Here is a 23,595-nt window from a genome sequence, read left to right as displayed (position 1 = left end):
GACTCGAGAATTTACTGTTATGACAAAAAGATGATTCCAACAATAAATGCGTGTGTCGCACCCTGACCGTCTAGTTTTATTGTATCTAAGCGATCGCCCAGTTTACAAGCCCTATCGAGTTCTCTCTAGAAAAACTTTAGAACTAGGGTGATCGCTTTGTTGACCAAAAGGAGACTCAAACGAAAAGTTAAATAAGGTCGGGAAATACATCTCGGACAGCCGGATGTACTAATTGATGATTTTCTACATTTAATCCTTTGGCTAAAGCCGGATTAATCGTCAAGGCTTTGATGCCATGATCGGCTAATTGTAGAACATAAGATAGAGTGCTATTATTTAACGCTTGTGTTGCTGTCCACGGAACCGCTCCGGGCATATTCGGCACACCATAATGAACAACACCTTCTTCAGTATAAGTCGGATGAGTATGAGATGTCGGATGTAGCGTTTCGACACATCCCCCCTGATCAACTGCTACATCAATGATCACAGAACGAGGACGCATCTGAGCGACCAAAGAACGGGGAACAAGTGTCGGGGCGCGTCGTCCTAAAACTAAGACGGCACCGATCAGCAGATCAGCATCAGGAACCATTTTCTCAATTTGAGAGGGGCTGCTGTAGAGAAGTTCTACTCTCGATCCAAACAGCGTTTCTAAATAACTCAAACGCTCAACATTAATATCCAAAATCTGAACTTGAGCACCCATTCCCACTGCAATTCGTGCCGCTTCCGTTCCGACAACACCACCCCCGAGAATCACAACTTTACCGGGTTTTACACCTGGAACTCCACCGAGAAGGACACCGCGACCCCCTTGTTGACGCTCAAGGAAGCGGGCGCCAAACTGCACCGATAAACGACCAGCAATGATACTCATTGGAGTCAGTAAAGGCAGTTTCCCATCGGTCAGTTCTACCGTTTCATAGGCAATTGCACAAACCCCGCTACCGATGAGGTTTTCTGTCAGGATACGGTCAGCCGCTAGGTGAAGATAGGTAAATAAAAGTTGACCTTTTTGAATCAGGGGGTATTCTGAGGGGAGCGGTTCTTTGACCTTGACCACCATTTCACGGTTCCAAACGTCTTCGGCGGTGGAAACGACCTCTGCACCTGCGTTTTGATAATCCTCATCGGTAAAACCGGCTCCCACTCCTGCGGCAGCTTGGATAAATATCCGATGACCTCTTTCAGTACAGACTCGAACACTACTCGGACTTAAACCGACTCGAAATTCTTGATCTTTTGTTTCTTTAGGAATACCAATTTCCATCGTGCGCTACCTGAACGGTTTGTCATGGTTAGATTGTAGAGTTGATCTGGAGAACTGGTTATCGATTACAGGAACAATCAAAATCTTTGGGCTATGACCCCTAGACATCTGACAGCTTTCCTGTAGAATCAGAACAAAAATTAAAGATTGTAAACTTACCGTTTAAATTATTGGAGGGTAGACCCATTAAACTCGCTCTCAGCTCATCGAAAGTCACATCTGCATCCGATCCGAACCAACCTGTCTTGCAGGTGTCAGGACGCACTCAACTGCAAGGACACGTTCAAATCAGTGGAGCAAAAAACGCGGCTCTGGTGATTTTAGCGGGTGCATTACTTTGTCCCTCTGATTGTCGCATTCGCAACGTTCCGTCTCTGGTTGATGTCGCTCGGATGGGCCAGCTTCTCTCCTCCGTTGGAGTGAAATTTGATCAACAGGGCGATATCATCGATATCAATGCGGCTCAGATTTCGACTTCTCAAGCTCCCTATGAATTAGTGAGTCAGTTGCGAGCCAGTTTCTTTGTGATCGGGCCGCTACTGGCGCGTTTAGGCGTGGCTAAAGTGCCGTTACCGGGGGGCTGTGCTATTGGCGCAAGACCTGTTAATCTTCACGTTCAGGGACTCCGAGCAATGGGCGCTGATGTTCATATCGAACATGGGGTGGTTCATGCGGCAGTTCCCGGAAATGGTCGCTTAAAGGGCGCGAAAATTTATCTTGATTATCCTAGTGTTGGGGCGACTGAAACCCTAATGATGGCTGCGACCCTGGCCGATGGGGAAAGTATTATTGAAAATGCGGCTCAAGAACCCGAGGTGGTTGATTTAGCCAACTTCTGTCGGGCGATGGGAGCGCGTATTAGCGGGGCGGGTTCCAAAACATTAGTCATTTCTGGTGTTCCCCGTCTCCATGATGTCGATTACACGATTATTCCTGATCGGATTGAAGCGGGAACTTTGTTGATTGCTGGGGCGATTACTCGCTCTTCGATTCTTCTTTCTCCGGTGATTCCTGACCACATTACGGCGGCGATTTCTAAACTGCGGAAAATTGGGGTTCAAATTACCCCCGAAGGGCCTAACGGCATCCGCGTCTCCCCCGGCGAACAGCACCTCGCAACTGATATTGAAACTCTCCCTTATCCCGGTTTTCCGACGGATTTACAAGCTCCTTTTATGGCTTTACTGACGCTCTGTGAAGGTAATAGTTTGATCACAGAAACCGTTTTTGAAAACCGTTTGCATCATGTTCCTGAACTCAGTCGGATGGGGGCAGATATTCGGGTTAAGGGAAATACTGCGATTGTACGCGGGGTACCGATGTTATCGGGCGCTCCTGTGATTGGTTCGGATCTACGAGCAACGGCGGCTTTGGTCTTAGCTGCTTTAGCCGCAGAAGGAACGAGTACAATTCAAGGCTTACAACACCTCGATCGCGGTTATGAGAAGTTTGAGGAAAAACTGAAAAAATTGGGTGCGAATATTGTGCGGATTGAGCCGAAGGTTGAACCTAAGTCGGACTGATTGTTCCCTCAGTCTGTGAAATTCGGTCTACACTAAATAAGGTAAAGAGTTAGTTGTTAGGACAGATGAGCTTTTCTTCGGCACTAATAGCTAACTCGACCCCCTATTCCTTTGAGATTGCACCGATTCATTCCTATGGCTTTTTCTACAGTTCCTTTACTTGGTTTGAAAGCTGACCATTTTCGTCATCCCCTCGACCAACAAGCGACGAGTTCTCTTAAGCAAATTCCGGGTCTAGATGTCTTTGTACGTCAGTTTCTCGGTTCTTTGGGCGAACGGTTTTTTTATTTGGAAAATATTACTTCTAGTGTTTTAGTTGGCCCACAGCAACTTCCCCATCTTCATGAACTGCTGTTGAATGCTTGTCACACTTTGGATTTGGAACCGCCTCAACTCTATATTCGCCAAAATCCGGTTCCCAATGCTTATACGTTTGCGATGCGGGGTGAAAAGCCTTTTATTGTTATCCATACGTCTTTAATTGAACTGTTGACCCCTGAAGAAATTCAAGCGGTTATTGCTCACGAATTAGGTCATCTTAAGTGTGAACATGGAGTTTACCTAACGTTGGCTAATTTGCTGGTTTTAGCCGCAGGACAGTTATCGCCTTGGGGTGCGGTTCTCACCCAAACTTTACAGTCTCAGATTTTAGAATGGTTGCGATGTGCTGAATTTACTTGCGATCGCGCCGCTCTTTTGGCTACACAAGACCCGAGAACGGTGATGTCGGTGTTGATGAAGTTATCGGGCGGTTCTCCGACTTTGGCTTCTCAATTGAATCTGGATGCGTTTTTGGCTCAAGCTTCTGCCTATGATCAGATGAGTCAAGATGAACTCGGAAGTTTGCTCAAAGAAGCTCAATCTTCCCAACTAACTCACCCTCTCCCGGTACTGCGGGTTCGAGAAATTGATCGCTGGTCAAGCAGTCCAAATTATCAAGACTTGTTGAAAGGGAACTTAAGGGTGTATAATGACAAAGTTACCCAAAAGGGCGGGTGGCGAAATTGGTAGACGCACCACACTCAAAATGTGGCGATGAAAGTCGTGAGAGTTCGAGTCTCTCTCCGCCCATAACCTTGATTCTAGCGTGACCCACTGTTACCCAAGCTCAAACAAATTAGAGGATTGGGTAATCAACAAAAACCCCACACTTTACAGCATGGGGTCGCAATCACTCTAGTTAACAAATCTATTCATCTACCTGTGTCTAGTCTAGCTGATAGATAACTCTCAAGATTGCTTGTACGGATTTATCCTCTAAGTCAAAACCTAGTCGTTCTAACTCATCCTTAGCCACGTTTAAACTTAACGGCATTTTAGAGTGATTGGTTAGAATGTCAATTGTTGTTTTGAAATTAGAGCGTTTTTTATAAGTAGTGTCGTTTTGAATAGTAGAGTGACCCATGCTTCTAGCTCGTATTTCTTGAGGTACGCCATACATTTCTCCTAATTGGTTGCCTAGATGACGAAAAACGTAAGCTTGACTTATTGGACATCCATAAGACTTTAGTCTTTCACGGTGATTATGATTAAAAGCTGTCACTTTTTTGCTTTTGGTTATTGGTAGACTAATATCTCGAATGTACAACCTGTTAATTAATGAAGTATTGGTAGTAACAGGCTTGCAGATTCTTCCACCTGTTTTAATTGATGCCCCAAAATAAGTAAAGTCATCTAACACCAATAGCATGGTTTTATTATTGGGGTCATTGATAGCAGGGATAGTTACGCCATCTTTGGTATAGGGTTTGTCAAGATTTACTGCTGCTGCTATTTCGCTAGGTCGTAGCGCGTATAAAGCACACATTGATGTAACCCACAACCATGATTTTCGAGCATTTCTGTTTTTTTCTTTAATCACTCCAGGAATACTTTCATAAATTGTTTTGTGCCAATCGAGAAAAGTTTTTAAATCAATTGATTGATTGTTTCTACCTTTTTTTATCACTTTATAATCAATATCATCAAAGAAAGGTAATAATTGTTTAGCATTAGCTGCTTTACCTGCTATTTTTTTGCAGACAAAGTAAGTATCTTTGAAAGTTTGCGTGCCTTGTTTCCATGAAAATAAAACTGATTTAATTTCGCTCCATTCTGGGTATTTGTCCCAATTTTCAAATTTTTTAAAAACGTGCAAGTAATAATCCTCAAATGAATCTACATCGTTAGATATCTCACGACTTCTAGGGCGTTTGGTAAATTTGTTGTACCCATTGAAATATTCAGTTTCTATCTCCTCAAAAATCTCACGATAAGTTTTAAGGTCATTAACAATCTCATTAATGCCTTCTATTTCTCGCTTACACCATTCGTCAAACTCTGAAGCGGTTTCAAATTTGTCTAGTGCTTCCTTGACTTTCCATGCTTTGTCACGTGCCTGATAGACTCCAGATTCATCAAATGGAACATTACATTTCTTCGAGCTATCAGACCCAGTAACGGGATTAATCCACCGTAGGTATAAATAACTATTTTTGTGAATCTTAAGACTAATGCCTTTCGGGAAACTACCTTTAATTTCCTTGTAAGTTTTCCTTACCTTGTCAGCAAGGCTTAGCTGACCTTCGTACCCCTCATAGCAGCCTGTTCCACCTATCTCAATTTTGTTACCCATTTTTTACCCAATCCTCTAACTTATTTGAGCTTGGGTAACAGTGGGTCACGCTAGAATCAAGGTTTCAGGTTACTAACAGAGTTCGAGTCTCTCTCCGCCCATAACCTCTAAAACCTGACTATTCCAGGGTTTCAAGCTTCTAACTCAAGCTTTCAGACCCCTTGATCTGAGCGCTGTTTTTCCCCGTTGGCGATCGCCAACATCTCATCGCCCGAAAACGGTGAAGTCTTCAGTTGTCAGTGTGCTGGTTTCAATATTGTTGAGGATAGCCAGCGGGGTTCCGTTCACCTCAATTACTGTAGAATTCTCAACGGAAGTTAAGGTTAATTGCTCGAAGGTTAAGCCACCATCAAGAACAATAACATCCTCACCGTCAATAAAATCAGTAATCAGATCAACACCCGATCCGACAACCAACACAAAGCGATCGCTTCCGTCCCCACCCGTGAGGGTATCAGTGCCTTCAGCCCCGACTAACAGATCGTTTCCAGTTCCGCCTGTGAGTTGATCGTCGCCTTCTCCGCCATCGAGGGTATCATCTCCGTTGTCTCCAAACAAAACGTCATCACCCGAGTTCCCGTCAAGTAAATCATTTCCCTGACCCCCGTAGATGAAATCTTCGTCAGAGTTGCCGGAAATTGTATCATTATTTTGGTTGCCAAAGAGAATATCATTATCCTCATTACCTTCCATCAAGTCGGCGCCGAGATTACCAAATAGGGTATCATGTTGAGTGCCTCCCCGCACTTGATCGTCATTTTTTCCACCGTAAATCTCATCCTTACCCTCGGCACCATCGATCAGATCGTCGTTTTCGTTACCGTTGATCCAGTCATCATCACGTTCACCGGAAAGGATATCATTGCCTAAGTTCCCGAAAGTCCAGTCATTTCCTGAACCACTGCGAATTTGATCGTCATCCTTACCTCCCATAATAGTATCATTTCCATCTTTGGCATCGATAAAGTCGTTATCTTCGTTACCATTAATTTCGTCATTATTTTCTGTTCCTTGAATATAATCTCCTCCTTGCAACCCGAAGACAATACCCGTCTCAATTGTACTTGCAACGATCGCATCGATGTTATCGGTAGGTTGCGACGAGGTGGAGATATTTAAGCTAGGCGGTTGTAAGTCTGGAAAAGCGATCGTTGCAATTAAATTACTCGGATCAAAGATCTCAAATACCCCATCACCATCGCTATCTAAAGGAACTTGAGAAGGTTCGGGAGTGGGTTCGGGAGTCGGTTCGGGAGTGGGTTCGGGAGTCGGTTCAGGTTCGGGAGTCGGTTCAGGTTCGGGAGTCGGTTGAGGAGTGGGTTGAGGAGTGGGAGTGGGTTCAGAAATAGGTTGAACAGTCAAGTCAAACTGATCGCTAACACTGGCGTTACTGGTATCTGTCGCCGAGACTGCGATCGCCAACGGACTTGCAGAATTAATGTTGATAATACCGCTAATTATACCAGTTGTCGGATTAATATTCAAGCCGTTGGGAAGTGCGATCGCCGAATAAGTTAAAACATCGCCATCGGGGTCATTAAAATAACCAGAAACATCTAAATTAAAGGCTTGATTTTGTTGAATATTAAACTGGTCGGGAATTTCTTCAAGCAGTTCAGGAGTATCATTAACAGACTCAACAGTTAGTTTAACTTCCGCATTGGCAACACTGCCTTTACTATCAGTAACGAGATACAAGAAACTATCTTCACCAAAATAATTCAGAGCGGGTGTGTAGGTAATGGTTTGACCATCTTGACTAATTTCTACGGTTCCGCCTTGAGTTGTGGTTTCAGGAAGAATAGCTGTAATTTCTCCATCATCATCGATTTCTAGACTATTGGCTGCGGTGATAGTGAGAGTGTCATTGATATCATCATCTTGATCATTTTCCAGTACATTAATTGTAATAGAAGTATCTTCCAATGTGGTAATATTTTCGTCAGTTTCGGCAACGGGATTTGTATTATTAAGATCGAGTTGGAATGTGGGGTCTTCAGCAGTAGCGGCTTGAATTTGAGTCGTTAAAGCTTCACCTGTATGGTTAGAAATTGCCTGTTCAATGGGTAACGTTCCGGCTCCAACTTGTTGCAGATCGCTGGCGGTTTCTCCTTGAACAACTTGCTGAATTTTAGCGATTTCTGTTGCTTGTTCAACTAAATTTAGATTGTCATTTGCAACAATTTGATCAATCCGAGTATTTCCTTCGGCGATAATATTGGCAACACCTGCGGCTACATTAGCTTCAATATCGGGGTTGATACCGATAATTACGGCTTGAATTTGAGTCGCATCGCTAACATTTAGGGTGGCGTTGGGTTGATTAATTTGTTCGAGGATTTCTTCTAAAATTCGATTTGTTGCTTCGTTAATATTGCCTTCTGTACTGCTTAAAAACTGACCCAATTGCACTAAGGTGTTATAAATTTGAGCCTGTTTTGTGAATACGGTTAAACCATCTGTATTCCCTTCGGAGATTTCTTTGAGTGCATCAAATTCATAGAGATTAACATCGGGAATATTTAAAGCGGTTTTAACCAGAGTTTGTGAGGCTTCGGGGTTAACGGGTTCGGCGAGTAAACGAACTAAAGTTTCAAAAGGATTGTTAACAAGTTGTGAGAAACCTGCTGCTAATTCTACGGGTTCAAAGGCGGAAACTTCGACAATTTCTCCTTCGTTGGGGTCGAGTCTTCCGTTGGTATTGGTATCAAATTGTTCGACGGGAATTTCTAGGTCATTGGTGCCGTCTGCTTGTTGATATACAAAGGGTTCGCTATCATCTAAAACGCCGTTATAGTTGGCGTCAAAGAACACCCAAGGGCGAATCATTTGTTGGCGGGCGGTGTCCGCATCCAAGAAGTTGGAACTGTTTGTTAAAATGCTGTCGATGCTTTGATTTTTATCGATAATTTCTGCAACGAGTTCGGTTAAGTTTTCCGCGTCTAGATTGAGATTGGGGTCGGTTTGTGTTAAAGTAGAAATGGCATTTTCAACTAAAGTTTGAACAACCGTTTCATCCGTTAAGTCTGGCGTTTCTCCGCTGTCGATGAGAGTAGCAACGGTTTGAAAGACTTCTTTGGCAATGGCTGCTGTTGTTAGCGGGGAAGACGGTTCGCCTTCGTCGAATTCTTCGTTACTATTGAGGTCAAGATAACGAACGCCACCGTTAACCGATGTATTAATAACTTGGGGTTCTTCGGTGTCGAATTGACCGTTATTGTTGCTGTCGAGATAAAGTAAACCCGCTTGATTTTTAACCTCGGCTGAATCAATTTCTAAACCGATAAACGGCGTTTGGGAAATTTCCCGCGTGGCTGCAATAACCAGGTTTTGCAGTTGAACTTGTAACGCCAAAATTCCAACCTCTACATCTAGGGGAATATCTGCAAACGGGTCTAATTCTGCGGGGAGACTAAAGGCATTTTTAACTTCTGTTTTCGCTGCTTCAAAGTCGGGGGTTAACTGTTGAGAAGCGATCAAAGTCAGAGGGGAAGCAATGGTTGCTGTGGGTGTGGTTGTAAGCGGAACAATTTGATTGAGGAACGTGGAAGTATCAACGCCGTTAACAACAATAATTCGGCCTTCATCGGCATCGATAACGCCGTTTCCGTTGGTGTCAAATTCATCGAAAATATTGAGATTGTAGCTACCATCGGCATTGGTAAAGGTGCTAGGTTCGCTAAACGGTTCGCTAAAGGGTTCGAGAAGTTGAACCGTTTCTCCGGTGTCGAGATCGGGGGCGGAAAAGGTATCGCGAATACCGTTATTATTGACATCTTCAAAGTCACGAACGCCGTTATTATTGAGGTCTGCGTAGTCTTGAATGCCGTTAAAATTCGCATCTAAAAATACAGTTCCTCCCGCAATATAACCATCCTGAACTTTGCCGATACTGCTGTTCCCAATTTTGAATGTTGCGAGATTAAAGGTGGCGAAATGTTTATCATAAACGGTTCCCCCAAATATTTTAACTTCCGCACCCAGAAAAGCGTTAACCTCTCCCAACAAACTCAATAAATCATCAAAACGGGGTACAATTTCAGAGATAGCATGAATGCGACCATCATCGGTTCCATTCGCTTCGCCACTATCAACTAAATCAAGGTTAAATAACCCTTCAATTCCGCCTTTTAGATAACCCGAAGCAAGACCAACATCTACACCCGCTCCTGCTGCAATAGTTGCATTGAGTTTCACTTCTGCAACATCATCGCCCGTACCATCTGGGTTTTCGCGATCGCTAATATAAAACCCATCTAAAACCCGGTAAGATTCATCAAAAGCAAAATCTTTTGCTCCCCACTGACGCAAACCAAAGGTATCCATTCCAATAGCAAAATCGGCAGAAGCGCCAAATTTTCCTTCTAATAAACCGCGAATTGGTCCGTAAACGGGGAAGGTTTTCCGCACGCTGACATCAAAGGCAACTTCGGGAACATCGAAGGTGAATAAAGAGACATCTTGACCCAAGAATAACGCGATCGCATTGGTGGGATTTTTCAGCAAAGGGAAGTCAAAAAGGGGTTCGTCGCTGCCATCTCCAAAGGTGACACTCTTGGTAAATTCTGTCACCGATTTCTGACTGGAATTACCGGGGTTTTGGATAATATTATCGAGTTCGGTTTGTAGGTTGGTAACTTGTTGTTCAATATCGTCTAAATTAATATCACTAAAATCAGCAAATTCCGATAAGGGTAAACGTTCTGCAAAGTCGGTTAGAAATTCTATCGCTTGTTGTTCGGCGCTATCTGTTGTATTTTGTAAGAGATTTTCGAGGTCGTCTTTGAGAACATCAACGTTTTGTTGAAAGCTGAGAATCTCTTGTAAACTCGGTAAATTAATATCTCCGGTGAAACTTTGAATTAATTCAACCGCTTGCTGTTTGGCGGTGTCGCCTGTGGTTTGGAGGATATTATTTAATTCGCCTTCGAGAACGTTAATATTTTGCTGAATTTCGGGAACATCTTCGAGGTCGGGTAAAGAAGTATCTTCGATTAAATTCTGGAGATATTCAACCGCTTGCTTTTTGGCGGTGTCGGCGGTGGTTTGGAGGATATTATCTAATTCATTTTCCAGCAGTTCGACGTTTTGTTTGATATTGAGAATATCGTCAATATCGGGTAAATTTAGACCCTCGGTAAATTCATTGATAAATTCTGCGGCTTGCTTTTTAGCGGTGTCGGTTGCCGTTTGTAATATTTGGTCAAGATTGTCTTTGAGGCTGGCTGTATTTAGGACAATATTTTCAACTTCACTCAGACTTAAATTGCTTAAATCCTGCAATTTTGGCAGAGTAAAATCACCCAACGGAATAGCAATATTTTCTCCTGCGGGTAAACTATTAATCTGTTCGATAAAGTTGCTAACTTTAACAAAAGTCTCTAAAAACTTAAAAATACTCGGCGGAAGTTCGTTACCCAAAGTTCGCAAAATCACATCAGCAAGTTCGATAGTTGCAACCTCACCATCGCCACCATCGGGAGTGGGTAACTTTTTATCAAAAAATCCATCTAAACCAATTTTTGAGAGTAATTTTGTATCTTTAACCAGAACATCAACGAGGGGACGGAAGGGGTCTAAAACCTTATCAACTTGTTTGACAATGGGTTTAAAGAAGTTGCTGACAAAAGTACCCAAATCAATCTCAACGTTTTGGAAACTAATTTTAGGAGTTTGGGGAGGAGTAACTTTAAATCCGTCTACTTTTAACGCATCAAATTCTCCGACTAACTCAAAGTCAAAAGAGGGAATTGCAGCGTTACCGGAGATGCTTGTCTTGGCATTTAACCCGACTTGGGCATCGGCTTCGATATCCAGTTCAAACAGATTTTCTAGGCTGGCTTGATTGTTGTTTCGGAGGGTGTTAAAGCCTTTTAATTCCGTCAAAGTTAGGCGGTTTCCATCGCCGGAATCTTCAATTAAATTCCCGTCGGAATCGAGGTCAATATCTTCTAATGCAAATTTAGCATTAAGTTCAGCTTGGGTGTTTTTTGTTCCGCCATTTTCCGCGTCTTCCGCCCCATTTTCTACATTTAATTCTAGGAAACCTAGCGTTGCTGTCGCGTTAAAATTATCGTCAAAACCAACAAACGCATCGGCTGTAATTTGGGTTTCTTCGGTGTCAACAAAAAAGCCAAATTCCTGATGATAGCCAAATTTTAAATCCAAATCATAGTTAAAATTCGCTTCGGCTTTTCCATCAATTTCTAACCCCAATGCGGGTAAACCAAAATCTTTGGATAAATTTGCTGTAGTTTCATAACGATTACCCAAATCAATATCAAAAGCAATTTCTTCGGGAAGGGAAGATGAAATCACCTCGACATCGGGGAAAATTGTCTCTAATTTTTCTTTCAGTAAGTTTTCTAACTTGTCTTGGGTGAGGTTTGCAGTGCTTTTAATGGCGTTAACAATGTTGTTTTTTAACGTCTCGATAAACGTCGGTTCTGAACCGCTGAGAGAACCAATAATCGGGAGGTTTGTATCTTGAAACATCTCCCGCAAGCTTTCGGCGATCCGTTCTAAAAGCAGTTCTAAACCATCCGCAATTTCTCCGGAATCATAGGTCGGTTCGCTAATTTCGACGGTAACTTCTGGGAGGGGTTTTCCATCTATTTCTAAGCCGTTATTGTAGGGAGAATTTGCATCGGTACTGCTGGAACTGTGGGTAATAATTTGTTCGGGTGTTCCCGCTTGGCTATCATCCAAACCGACAACAGTAATGGTTTGAGATTGGTTCCAATTTGTCTCATCAAAAGTAATTTCGCTAATCGGATTTTGACTGGAATCAAGCAGTTGTAAGTTAGTATTATTAAAGTTCGGAGTAATAGTAACAGTTTCGCCAACTCCGGGTGAACTCGTCAGAGAAATTTGATAACGATCTGTTTTATTTGTGTCTACAGTTGCGGCGTTTTGTTCGACAACTTCAGTACCGTTTCCGGTTTCAAGAACTCGCACGCCCGGTACATCATCATCGGTTATAATTACACTCTGGGGGTCAACTGTTCCGATGTTATATCCGGTTCCGGTTTCTAACTCAATGGTAACAGTTTCTCCGCCTAGTTCTGTGATTAAATCTTGAATGGGGGTAACGTTAATGTTAACTCCGGTTTCTCCGGGTGCAATATAAACAGAACCGGATTTTTCAACCGTATCTAAGCCCACAATTGTATAATCTGTTCCCGCAGTTGCTACTTCTAAATCTAAAATAGTAGAATTAGAAACGGTATAATTAACGGTTAATCCCTGACTGGATGCGGGATGATCTAATGCGAGTTGAAATACACCCGGAATGATACTTTGTTCGCTACCATTTCCAACCGCTTTTAGGCTAACGGTGGGATTATCATTATCTGCAATATCAACATTAATTTCCCCTCCCAAACCCGCATAAAGCGGATCGTTACTGTTGACAATATAGCTAATCTTGCTGAGATGTTCGCCTTCTACAGCGTCATCATCAACCGCTTCTACCGTTACAATTTGTGGTGTACTCGCATTTTCTGGCGTAAAATTAAGGGCGATGGGTTGTCCAATTCCATTCCCGAGATTAACTTGAGAGTCTGGCGTAATATTAACAACAACGTCATCAATGGGAAAACCCGTTAATACAACTTCAAAGCTATCTGTTGTTCCATCTTCGCTAACTTCTGTACTTCCGTTTGACTGAGTAATTAAAACGTTTTCGGTTTCATTATCAATATTTTTAACCTCGATTTCTTCAACGTCTAACTCGCTATATTGAACGTCCTCAGTGCTAATATTGGTTTGAATGGTCAAATTGCGATCGCCATCTCTTTCGCTATCATCAACCCCCGCCACGTTAACCGTTTGGAATTGATTCCAGTTGCTAGCATCAAACGTAATAGAAGGCGTTAAAAGTTCTCCTTCTGTGGTATCCGAACTGGTAAAATTCAGCGTAACGGGTTCTTCCGGTTCGCTATCAAGTTTAACGGTAAAACTCGCTTCTCCTCCCCGTTCGTTTGTATCGCCATTAATTTCAGAAATTGTAATTCCAACGGTATCGTTATCGGTAATGGTTAGGGTTGCGGGAGTAGTATCAATGTTATAAATTGCACCGTCTGGCTTGTCATCAGAAAGAGTAATTCTAACCGTTTCATTCCCTTCGTCGATGAGATCATTTAACGTTTCTACCGGGATAGCTTGGCTGGTTTTTGTTGCGGGAATGGTAATAGAAGATGTTAAAATAGAAGAATAATCTTCTCCGTTATTTGCCGTTCCGCTAACTTCAAATAAAACCTCTAATTCTAACGCTTCTCCGTCGCTTTGAATGGGCGGATTTTCTAACGGTTCGCCCGTCTCGGGGTCGGCTAAAAAGATGCTAAAACTTCCCGAAGTCGGCCCATCTTCGGAAGGATTGCCGATTGTTCCAAGTTTAACAACGGGGAGTTTTTCGTTATCAATAATTGACAGTGTTGCTGTTTCCGCATCATCTTGAACCGCGTAATTTTCTAAATCAAGGGGTTCAAGTAGACTAATTTCTAGGGTTTCTTCCCCTTCAATTAAAGCATCATCAACGGGTTCAATATTAATTTCAGCCGTCGTATCTCCCTCTGGAATAATAAGAGAACCGACCGTAATTTCTTCACCGTTTAACGTGGCAGTATAATCATCTAAAGAAGCGGTTCCTTCGAGCGTATATTCAACCGCAAGTCCGCCATCGGGTGCGGGTTCACTTAACGCAATATTAAACGCTCCCGTAACTTCATTTTCTTCTGTTGGATTCGTTCCGGCTGTAATACTCACTTCCGGTTCGTTATCATCAATGGTGAGTGTTGCACTGTCAGAAAAACCAATGGTATAAAAATTAGGATTTCCGGGTTCTAGCGTTAAAACAATTGTTTCATCCGGGTCAAAACGAGTATCATCTAAAATTGTGACTGGAACTTCTACTTGAGTTTCACCCGCAGGAATTGTAACACTTTCAGCAATTGTATAATCTGTTCCCTCCGTTGCGGTGCCAGCTATGTTATAATTAACTTCTATATCATTATCAAAAGCTTGATTGAGAGTTAGGCGAAAAGCTCCATCTGTACCCGGTTCAACAGGGGTGGTTAAGTCAAAAACTTGCAGGGTGGGAAGGGTAAGATTACCAATTGTTCCGAATATATTATTATCGCCTGTTGAGGCAGAATTTCCATTATAAATTGTACCCACATCGCTAACGGTCGCACCATTTCTAACAAAAATTGCCCCGCCTCGACCTTCACCGTTATTCGCCCCCGTTCCTCCCTCCGCACTGTTATTATTAAATGTTGCATCAATCAGGTTTAAAGAAGCACCAGAATTAACAAAAATTGCCCCACCTAAACCTGCGCCGCCGCCGCCTCGACCGCCATTTCTGCTACCGCCGCCCCCAACACCCGCACCTCCATCTCCTGCAAATTCTCCTCCTGTTCCTCCGGCACCACCGCTACCATTTTCGTCACCACCAATAATGTCTATATCTTCACCACCGCCACCACCGCCACCGCCACCGCCTCCGAAGCCGCCGTTACCTCCATTACCGCCATTACCTGCTACATCTGGGGCTGTAGTTCCGCCACCGCCACCGCCAGCGCCACCACCGCCAGCGCCAAATTGACCCTCACCTCCTGGGCTACCGTTATTTTCTGTTCCTCCTCCAGCACCTCCTGTACCCACTGTCTCATCTTGACGACCATTTAAGCCGCCTCCATTACCTCCTGCAAGACCGCCGTTTTCGTCGCTACCTCCCTGTCCTGCACCGTTGGGTGAACTTCCGCCAATGGCTTGGTTATTGTTAAAGGTGACATTCTCAACCGTGACGTTTCCGCCGTCGAGATACAAGGCACCCCCAGCGCCCAAACCTCCGCCGCCGCCATCGGTTCCATCGCCTCCTGTAGCGCGACCATTTTGCAAGGTGAGGTCAGATATCAGGACTGTTCCGCTAAAAATACTAAAGATTTGAGACCTGTTACCGCCATTAATAGTGTGACCGTTTCCATAGATAGAAATCCTATCATCTGTCCCATTTGTTGGGTCGATATTCAATGACTCGATTGGTACGTTAATTTCACCAATGATAGGGAGATTTATCGTATTAAAAAAGTCTATATCCCCTTCGATAAAAATCTCATCACTTTCAAATGTATTGTTAGCTTCTTCAATCGCATCTTGTAATTCAGTAGCGGTGTCAACGGTAAACTCTGCTAACACGTTATCATAAGCTTCCATCGCTTCAATTTGTAGGGCGAGAGGCGCATCAATTAACCCGGTTGCATATTCTAATACCCAGTCTCCGCCAAGGTTTGCATTTCCGGTTAAATCCTCTGACGAAGCAACATCCGCCCCGGTAATTTGGCTCAACTGTTGTACGAAAGTTTTCCCGGTATCGGAAGCGGCAATATTACAACCTAAAAGTAAAATATCTCCGTTTTCTGTTAGCGCATTTCCCCACTGACTCAACTGTTGAGAGTAGGTGTTAATATTTTCAGAGGTTAATATTCTTGCGCCCAGATTTAACTGTCCGTCGTTCCCGTGAGAAATAATTTGAACGCTCTCAATATCGGTTCGTCCGGCTAATGTTTGGGTAATTTGTTCGATACCGTCTTGAGAGGAGTCCAGAACGATAACTTCTGTGTTGGGTGCGGTTTCTTCTATTAAGCTTTGATAGTTGTCAACCCGAGCATCAACAAAAACTAAATTTGTTGTGTATATATTAATACTCATTTTCTTAAATCGGATTTTTAACAGTTAGATATGAAAGGTTTAATTTACTCTACTTTTTCTATTTTTTCTTGCAAAATTGGCATTTTTTAATCTTTTGTTATATTTTTTATGTATAAATGAAAAGATTTTCCTGAAAGGGGAACAAAAAATACTCCTTATAAGTCTGTATCGTTTATCCGAATTCAGGCTCCCATTTATCGAAGTCGGTAGGTCTGAAAAAATTAGTAATAAAATCAGAGGGTTAATAAAACTTTTTTAAAAATCAATTACTAATTTAGTCTAAACCCACTTTATAAACAGCAAAAACTTCCTTGAAATGATCATCTTAGACAAGGAAGTGTTAAGGATTGAGAATGAGTTTTAGGAAATTAGGTGATGTTAGAAAGTTCCTATTATAAGCAAGAATTATCGAGTGATGTTTGAGAACTTATTCATCTGCAAGGACGCTGGAAATCATGCACAATATTAACAGCATCACAAGAGGAGGAATAAACGGCTTGTAAGCGTAATTTTTTGTCTCCACAAGATTCATAATCTCCACATTCTAATGCTTCTTCTGTTAGCGCGATTTTGGGATGAACTGTACATTTGAGGCGATAATCTCCAGTAAAGTATGTACAGCGACTACAAGGAATACTATGTAAGCGTTTGAGATGAATAATTCCATCTCGAAAAGCACGCTGTAGACTCCAAACAAATATCGCAGTTAATCCCAAAGCTGTAATTGAATAAAGCAAGCGAACAGGATGGAAAATTACACTCAGTATAACCACTTGAATCATTTCGATGATGACCTCAAAATTAAACAATGATGGTGAGATGATGAATAATTTAGCTTCTTGTTGATAATGGAGTTCTGACTTCACCTTGACTGGAGAACCACTCCATTTCCGACCAAAAGTTAAGAATTTTATCGTAGACTAACTGAGGATAAAAGTGATGGAAAAAATGACCCCCTTGAGGAACTTGAACAACGCGATCTCCGGGTTTTAGTAAACTTCTCCAACCTTGTAGTTCTTGACTATCGACAATCACATCATCTTCGCTTCCACAAACCATTAAAGGAACTGAAACCGGAATAGGAGATAAACTCATTCGTTTGAGTACGGAATGAACGGAGAGAGATTCTTTTAAGTCTCGATCTAGCATTAACATCAAACGGTGTTGAGTGGTCGGTTTCTGATATCCAAATAAGGTTTCAACTGTTTGTTTAAGTAGGACTTGACGACTACAAGGAAGCAATTGAAACTGCACATAATAATGGGCTTTCCAGTCAACGGTGGGATGAACTCCAACGGATAATAGAGTTAATGATTTGACTCGTTCAGGGTGTCTGTTAGCGTACATTAATGCTAATAGTCCACCTGTACTATGACCGATTAAATGAATGGGTTGATCGTTGGATTTGAGATAATCATGAACTAATGTTAGGGCGGTTTCTAGACAACTGGGTTCATCTAAACTTTGACGATATTCCCAATAAGCTAATCCCATTGTTTCAGAGAGTTGATTGACTAATTTTTGGTCAAAGTGTCGTAAACTTGGACTGGTATTCAACCACAAAACATTTGCAAAATTAGACATGAGATTGACTCCAATAGAATAAATGGATAAGTTCAGTAACAGACTATTTTGATATTCAATTGTTGAAAAACTTAAACAAAGCGGGAAGCCTTGTTAAAAAGGTGAGAATCTAATACTAATGAGAATAAATCTTAATTGACTCGCAACATTTCTCCTAGTGGTTGATCTGAGCTTTTTGAGTGATTTGAGTGAGTTGTAGAATTCTCTTCAATTCTAAATTAACAGATCTAGATGCTTATTGCAAGTCTTTTGCAATAATTTGTCAGACAGAAAGTATTTTTTGGCTTCAACTCTTTCTAGGAGGTTGTTTCAGGTGTTCAAGGAGGGGTAAAGTTAGTTTTTACATCACCCCATCTATTTCTAATCCTCCGAAGAAAAAAAAGGACAAAAAAAAGAGTCGGGAGGTTTATTCCCGTCTCTAGTGAACACTTTGTCTGAGTTATAAGCGATCACAACTGCATTGTGAATCATTGCACTTCCTGTCAACTTCTTTTCGCTTCACCAACAGAGAGGTTGTTTGATCCAGTGTATTGCTTCTCTTTATCAAGAGTTATTTTCATTAATAAAGCGATTAAGCCTTTAAAGCTAGTCTAACTCCTTCAGGATCAGACCGACTCCAAGAACTCACACTGACCTAACTGTTCACCTCAATTCTAGAGTAACAGAGCTTGAAAATTATTGCAACTAATTTTCAATAGTCTAACTAGGCTTCTGCATTCTCCCTGGACTGAGAGTCTTTTGACTTAATCAGAGAATCGAGTCAATATATTCACATCACAGCACCCAAAGCCACAATCCGACTGATCTGATCCGTCGTTAAACCCGTGACCCCGGTAATATTCATCTGTTCATAAGCACCCAAAGCCCTCAACGTCTCCTGATACTTGGCAATCTGCATATTCCAAAACTGAATTGTCCCTTCACAAGTTCCAATCGCCAAAATCTTACCATCGGTACTAAAAGCTAAAGCCCGAATAGGATCGGGCGTGTGGTGTAACGTTCTCAAACACTCTCCCGTGTGTCGGTTCCACAACTTCACCGTACCATCATTACTACCCGTGGCTAAAATCGGTTCATCGGGACTATTGGTAATCGACTCAATCCGATGTGTATGTCCCCGCCAGGTTTGCAAACAAGTTTGATTGCTGACATCCCAAAGCTTAAGCGTACAATCATCACTACCACTGACCAAAATCGGTGCAATATCAGGTCGTTTAACCGTCAAGTCCGAAGTCGAACCTTCATCTCCAACCAGCCAGTCTGTGGCGAAAGAAGAAGTTTCCCCAGCCAAGGCTGTTCCCACTTCTAAACCTTCCCAGGGAGAATGAACCGGGACAAACATCACACAATTGACTCGTTCAAGATGTCCGATACACGTTCTCAAACACTCTCCTGTATTAACATCCCACAACTGAATTGTCGAGTCTTCATTGCCACTGGCTAGAATCCCATTTGAACTAAACGTAATCGCAGCCACTCGACTTTTTGCTTCCATCTCCCGATAAACCCGACCTCGGCGAACATCCCAGAGACGAATCATCCCATCTTCGCCACAAGTCGCCAACATCTGTCCCCGATGACTCCACACAATCCCATTCACACCGCCATGATGTCCTGACCACACCTGACGACAATTACCGCTTGGGATATCCCATAATCGAATTGTGCCATCCTTACTACTACTTGCTAGAGTTTGTCCATCGTTACTCCACGTCACTGCTGTCACCTCCGCCCGATGAGATGGACTCATCAACTGTTGGTGATTTTCAGATTGCAAAGACCACAACCGTACTTCTCCCCAAATATTCCCGGTGGCTAAATAAGCATTATCATGACTAAAAGCGATCGCCGTAATTTCACCAATATTAGTCGTAAAAACAGAATGGGAAAGATTCGCATAGGCAAAATTTACCCCATGCAAATTCACCTGTTTTAAGTCCGCGTGCCAAACCGTCAAGTGAGAAAAATCATAACCACTCAAGTCAATTTGCAATCTGACACAGAGGTTTAACCAATTGCCGACACCATATCCAGAACCCTGCTTTTCCAGGTCTCGCAGTCGCTCTAAAATATTTTGAAGTTGCTCTAATAAAGCCCTCGAAGAACTAAACGTCATTTGTAACGCTCGGGCAATGGGTTCTAAAATCGAAGCCCGTTGATGTTCTCGCACCACTCGATTTCCAGTTGTTTTAATCAAAGTATGGGTGACAAATTGCTTGATCTCTCCACTGGTTAACTCACTGACAATTTGTTCGGTCAGACAATGGGTGAGATATTCCATCACCATCGGTTCGATGGTGTAATAGTTTTCTTCTGTCTTTTTCTTGCTGGTTTTTGAGTCTTCACTATTTGAGTTTACTTGCTTCTTTCGTCCTTCTCTTTTCACAAGCGATCGCCAAGTCAAAGCTTCCAACGCCTGTAAAATACTAGCCTGAGAGACAGGCGGAATTAAGTCTCGATGCAACCGTTTAACCGTTGTCTGTCCGTGATCAATTGCCAACCAAAACATAATCGTCATTTCTAGGGGCGATAACCGTTGAAATTGAGGATCAAGCAGTCGGCGAATACCGTTGAAAATAACAGAACGATGTTCTAAAAATTGAGCGATTTCCCCTTCAAATAAATCTTGAATCGCTGTGGAAACAATCTTTAAAGCCAGTGGACTATAACCATAAAGTTCACACAAACATCGTTTTTGTTCTGGCGAACCGTAGACCGATTCTAGCAATGTGATCGCCGCATCCGGTGAACCTTCTAATAAAAACGAACGCACCGCCTGTCCAGTGCCTTCTAAAGCCGCAATTTCAGGGGGTTTTTCCCGTGTCGTTAGCAGTAAACAACTTTGATGAACAGTTTCTCCCATCGCTCGAAAGAGTTCACCATAACCTTCGCATCCTGAGCGATAGCGTCCGGTTGTACCTTCATGTAAAATTGTTTCTACATTATCTAAAACAATTAAACAGCGATAAGTTCGACATAAGCGGATTAATTCTCCAATTTCACTGAGAGAATTTGAACCCGTAGAAGCCGTTAAAGTCGGTGATAAATTTGTATTCGTGTCAGAAGTATCCGGGGCAATAAAAGAGAGAAGCTGAGTTAAAATGACTTTAGGTGCAGGGGCGTACCGCAGCGATCGCCAAATGACCACATCAAACTCAGTTTTAAGCTGTTCTACCAGTTTAACCACTAATGCACTCTTGCCGATGCCACCCATTCCCATCACCGCCAGGAGTCGCACGCAGGAGGTCGTCCGTTGGGTTGATTCCCCGAGTTCTATGGACTGAGGTTCAGCTTGAATGTACTCTCGAAGTTGAGCCAATTCAGTCTTCCGCCCATAAAAAATCGACACATCCGGGGCTTCTCCCCAGTCCCAACGCTTTTCAAACAGGGATGAAGGGTTTTCGAGCAGTTGGGGGGCTGCTGCGGAGAAAGAACTATTGGTACTGACGGGGTTAGCAGTTCGTGAGAGTGAAGCCGTCGGAGTCGGGGCTTGAGAACTGCTATATCGTTGAATGAGGAGAGAGCGGAAATTTTTCTTGGTCACTTTTTGGCCAAATACTTCCGAGAGTGAATGCCACAACCCTGCTGCCACCCCTTTGATATAGTCTGGATCATAACCTGCATCTTCGGCGATGTCTGCATAGCCTTTACCTTCCCAGGAATGCCGAAAGACAAGCGTTTTTACTGTATTTAACGAACCTGGGGGTAAAGTTCTCTCTAAAATGGCTAAGGCTTCCTCAACTTTCATTCGCGCTCACGCTTTCTCGCATCTGTTTTCTCTTTTTCTGATTTTACTTTACTCACCCTGACCAGAGATTGTCCGGATCGAGACAATCAGACAAAATGCTACATCTAGATGATCTCAAGGTTTTAGCTGATTGATTTGTATCAAACTTACTGACCTCAATATGTTTAAATTGCTACAGTCTGGCGGGGTTGGGCTGGAGAATGACTGAGTTAATGATGATTGTTTTCCGGTTGATATCTAGAATCTCGATGGGATTGATCTTTCTTAAATAGAAGTTAAAAATATTTATAGTTTTCGTGACAGTTGTCAAATATTTTGATTTGGGCAGTGAGTTTCAGTCCTCAGTCCACAAGGAATCAACGGTTAGATAAAAGTTGAGAGACTCGTCAAACAAAATCTTAAGTTTTTGATCAAAATCAACCTTAATATTGGTCAGGAGAGGAAAAGAAATGAAGCTGGTAAAATTTTGATGAGCTAAACAGTTAATTTTTCAAAAGTAGTTTAAACAAGCTCTTGGTATTCAACTAGAAACTCCTCGTTTATTGGGAGAAATACTCGTTGAAGTCGAATTTATTCAAAAACAGGACTTAGAATCAGCGTTGTTAGAGCAACGTTATACCGATCAGACTTTAGCATGATCAAAAAAAACAGCGGTAAGTATTTTCTCGTAAGTGTTGGAATGAACTCAAAAATTTGGGTCTTTAATGGCATCACAGACTAGAGACTCGGTTAAAAACTCAAAATCTCTCACTTTCGTTAGAGGCCTACTTCCGAAAGCATCGCTAATATTAAGATATGTTTCATATATTTTCATTGACTTGAATAGCATAGCTAGTCTGTGATTCAGGTGAATGGGTCAAATTCCGAAACAACAATGGAAATATGAAAAAAGAACTACAGGAGTTTTCTCATGATCAATTTCATTTCTGGAATATATACTCACATCAGCACTTGGCTGAATAAATTTCAGGTTAAACGTTTTTTAGCCGCTATCCTTGTTGGATCTCTATTGTTAACAACAGGTCTTTCTGAAGGTACTAACCGATCATTGACCAATAAAGTTGATAATACTATACATCAAGGCGATTCCCAACGCCCGAAAACCACAGGTGAATGGAAAGCAGAAGCAAGGGAAACTGAAAATGCTCCCGGTGAACGGATTCAAAGAATCGCTGGAGAATCAGCAGAAGCGGTAAAAGATTGGGCTTCATTGTATCCAGAAGTCGCAGACAGTACGTTTGAGGACGACTCCGTACAAACAAAGTAAATAATCTTTAACCCAATGTAATTTTAAGCATTTTTTAGACACTGTTTCTAAAATTTGTTCAAATAAACTACGGAGTTATAGTCTAGGGGCTATAGCTCCCAATTTGATATCTTGAAAAGTATTTAAACAAATCTTCTCGGTTTCTGGCTATAGATACTGACCGCACCGAAAACCCCCACCATGATCAAGTAAGGAATTTTGACATCCTCCCCCGGATAAATCACGGGGGAATCCAAACATTACTGTTTGGGCTTCCTCTTTCTACGAGTTGACTTACTTGATTGAGTTTCCCCGCTCAAGCAGAGGTCGGTCTCTCCGAAGGCGTTAATAACAGTGCTGCCCGACGGTATTTGATAGCTGTTTTAGTGCAGATTTAAGAATGTTTTTAGCCGCATTTTCATCACGGTCGGCTGTGTATCGGCATCTGCGGCATTTATGAGTCCGGGTGCTGAGAGTTTTAGCTACTTTTTCGCCGCAATTTGAGCAGTGAACAGATGTATATGCAGGTTCAACGGCAATCACCGGAACCCCATAAACTTTCCCAAAATACTCCAACCATTCTCGAAACCGATACCCTCGCTGCATCATTGATTGACTTGGCTAAACGATGATTTTTAACCATGTTCCGTATCCGTAGGTTTTCAATCGCTACCAAGTCGTTAGACCGGATGACGTGTTGAGCCAATTTACAAACCCGATTCTGACGCCTGCGTGAAACCTTGAGATGCGCTCTACCTAATCTATTCCTGGCTTTTTTACGGTTTTGACTCCCCTTTTTTGTTCTTGATAGTCGGCGTTGCAACTTTTTAAGTTGGCGTTCATCCTTTCTCAAAAACCGAGGATTGTCTGCTTGATTACCACAACAATCAGTGTAGA

9 protein-coding genes, 1 tRNA gene and 1 pseudogene are annotated in these 23,595 nt (G+C 42.4%); 4 read left to right on the top strand and 7 right to left on the bottom strand.

What is annotated here, in order from left to right:
* Nucleotides 1–187: 187 nt before the first annotated feature.
* Nucleotides 188–1,273: an alanine dehydrogenase gene (ald, locus tag M595_RS21615; RefSeq protein ID WP_023068598.1), complete on the bottom strand. Its 1,086-nt coding sequence runs from the start codon at nucleotides 1,271–1,273 to the stop codon at nucleotides 188–190.
* Between the two features lie 170 nt (nucleotides 1,274–1,443).
* On the opposite strand from ald, the gene murA reads away from it, so the two are divergent.
* From murA to M595_RS21605, 3 genes are all read left to right on the top strand, one after another.
* A complete protein-coding gene (murA, locus tag M595_RS21610) occupies nucleotides 1,444–2,796 on the top strand; it encodes a UDP-N-acetylglucosamine 1-carboxyvinyltransferase (RefSeq protein ID WP_023068601.1) in 1,353 nt (450 codons plus the stop codon).
* 135 nt (nucleotides 2,797–2,931) lie between these two features.
* Complete coding sequence (locus M595_RS29575) at nucleotides 2,932–3,807, top strand: M48 family metallopeptidase (RefSeq protein WP_023068592.1); 876 nt, start codon at nucleotides 2,932–2,934, stop codon at nucleotides 3,805–3,807.
* Nucleotides 3,786–3,867 (top strand) — tRNA-Leu (locus M595_RS21605). Before M595_RS29575 ends, M595_RS21605 begins: the two co-directional genes overlap by 22 nt.
* Before the next feature lie 136 nt (nucleotides 3,868–4,003).
* Here the strand turns inward: M595_RS21605 and M595_RS21600 are convergent.
* From M595_RS21600 to M595_RS21580, 5 genes are all read right to left on the bottom strand, one after another.
* Nucleotides 4,004–5,410 (bottom strand): hypothetical protein, encoded by a 1,407-nt coding sequence (locus M595_RS21600; RefSeq protein WP_023068610.1) that lies wholly within the window; start codon nucleotides 5,408–5,410, stop codon nucleotides 4,004–4,006.
* A 204-nt stretch (nucleotides 5,411–5,614) separates the two neighbouring features.
* Nucleotides 5,615–16,120: a DUF4347 domain-containing protein gene (locus tag M595_RS21595; protein WP_023068600.1), complete on the bottom strand. Its 10,506-nt coding sequence runs from the start codon at nucleotides 16,118–16,120 to the stop codon at nucleotides 5,615–5,617.
* A 431-nt stretch (nucleotides 16,121–16,551) separates the two neighbouring features.
* Complete coding sequence (locus M595_RS21590) at nucleotides 16,552–16,929, bottom strand: hypothetical protein (protein WP_203419122.1); 378 nt, start codon at nucleotides 16,927–16,929, stop codon at nucleotides 16,552–16,554.
* A 22-nt stretch (nucleotides 16,930–16,951) separates the two neighbouring features.
* Entirely contained in the window at nucleotides 16,952–17,704 is a 753-nt protein-coding gene (locus M595_RS21585) for an alpha/beta fold hydrolase (RefSeq protein WP_023068597.1), read from the bottom strand.
* A gap of 769 nt (nucleotides 17,705–18,473) precedes the next feature.
* The gene (locus M595_RS21580; protein ID WP_023068608.1) at nucleotides 18,474–21,452 is read right to left on the bottom strand and encodes a WD40 domain-containing protein; all 2,979 of its coding nucleotides are present in this window, start codon (nucleotides 21,450–21,452) and stop codon (nucleotides 18,474–18,476) included.
* A 910-nt stretch (nucleotides 21,453–22,362) separates the two neighbouring features.
* On the opposite strand from M595_RS21580, the gene M595_RS21575 reads away from it, so the two are divergent.
* Nucleotides 22,363–22,719, top strand: a complete 357-nt coding sequence (locus M595_RS21575) for a hypothetical protein (protein ID WP_023068604.1) — start codon at nucleotides 22,363–22,365, stop codon at nucleotides 22,717–22,719.
* Nucleotides 22,720–22,958: 239 nt separating this feature from the next.
* On the opposite strand, the pseudogene M595_RS21570 reads toward M595_RS21575, so the two are convergent.
* Nucleotides 22,959–23,595 (bottom strand): annotated as a pseudogene (locus M595_RS21570) (RNA-guided endonuclease InsQ/TnpB family protein); the annotation flags it as partial.

It is taken from the genome of Lyngbya aestuarii BL J, assembly GCF_000478195.2.
Lineage (GTDB): Bacteria > Cyanobacteriota > Cyanobacteriia > Cyanobacteriales > Microcoleaceae > Capilliphycus > Capilliphycus aestuarii.
Note: the sequence above shows the minus strand (reverse complement) of the source record. Positions and strands in the feature narration are given on the sequence as shown.

What these genes read in the sequence shown, in the direction of transcription:
- ald (WP_023068598.1), bottom strand. Translation starts at nt 1,273, where the DNA reads ATGGAAATTGGTATTCCTAAAGAAACAAAAGATCAAGAATTTCGAGTC.
- M595_RS29575 (WP_023068592.1), top strand. Translation starts at nt 2,932, where the DNA reads ATGGCTTTTTCTACAGTTCCTTTACTTGGTTTGAAAGCTGACCATTTT.
- M595_RS21600 (WP_023068610.1), bottom strand. Translation starts at nt 5,410, where the DNA reads ATGGGTAACAAAATTGAGATAGGTGGAACAGGCTGCTATGAGGGGTAC.
- M595_RS21595 (WP_023068600.1), bottom strand. Translation starts at nt 16,120, where the DNA reads ATGAGTATTAATATATACACAACAAATTTAGTTTTTGTTGATGCTCGG.
- M595_RS21585 (WP_023068597.1), bottom strand. Translation starts at nt 17,704, where the DNA reads ATGTCTAATTTTGCAAATGTTTTGTGGTTGAATACCAGTCCAAGTTTA.
- M595_RS21580 (WP_023068608.1), bottom strand. Translation starts at nt 21,452, where the DNA reads ATGAAAGTTGAGGAAGCCTTAGCCATTTTAGAGAGAACTTTACCCCCA.
- M595_RS21575 (WP_023068604.1), top strand. Translation starts at nt 22,363, where the DNA reads ATGATCAATTTCATTTCTGGAATATATACTCACATCAGCACTTGGCTG.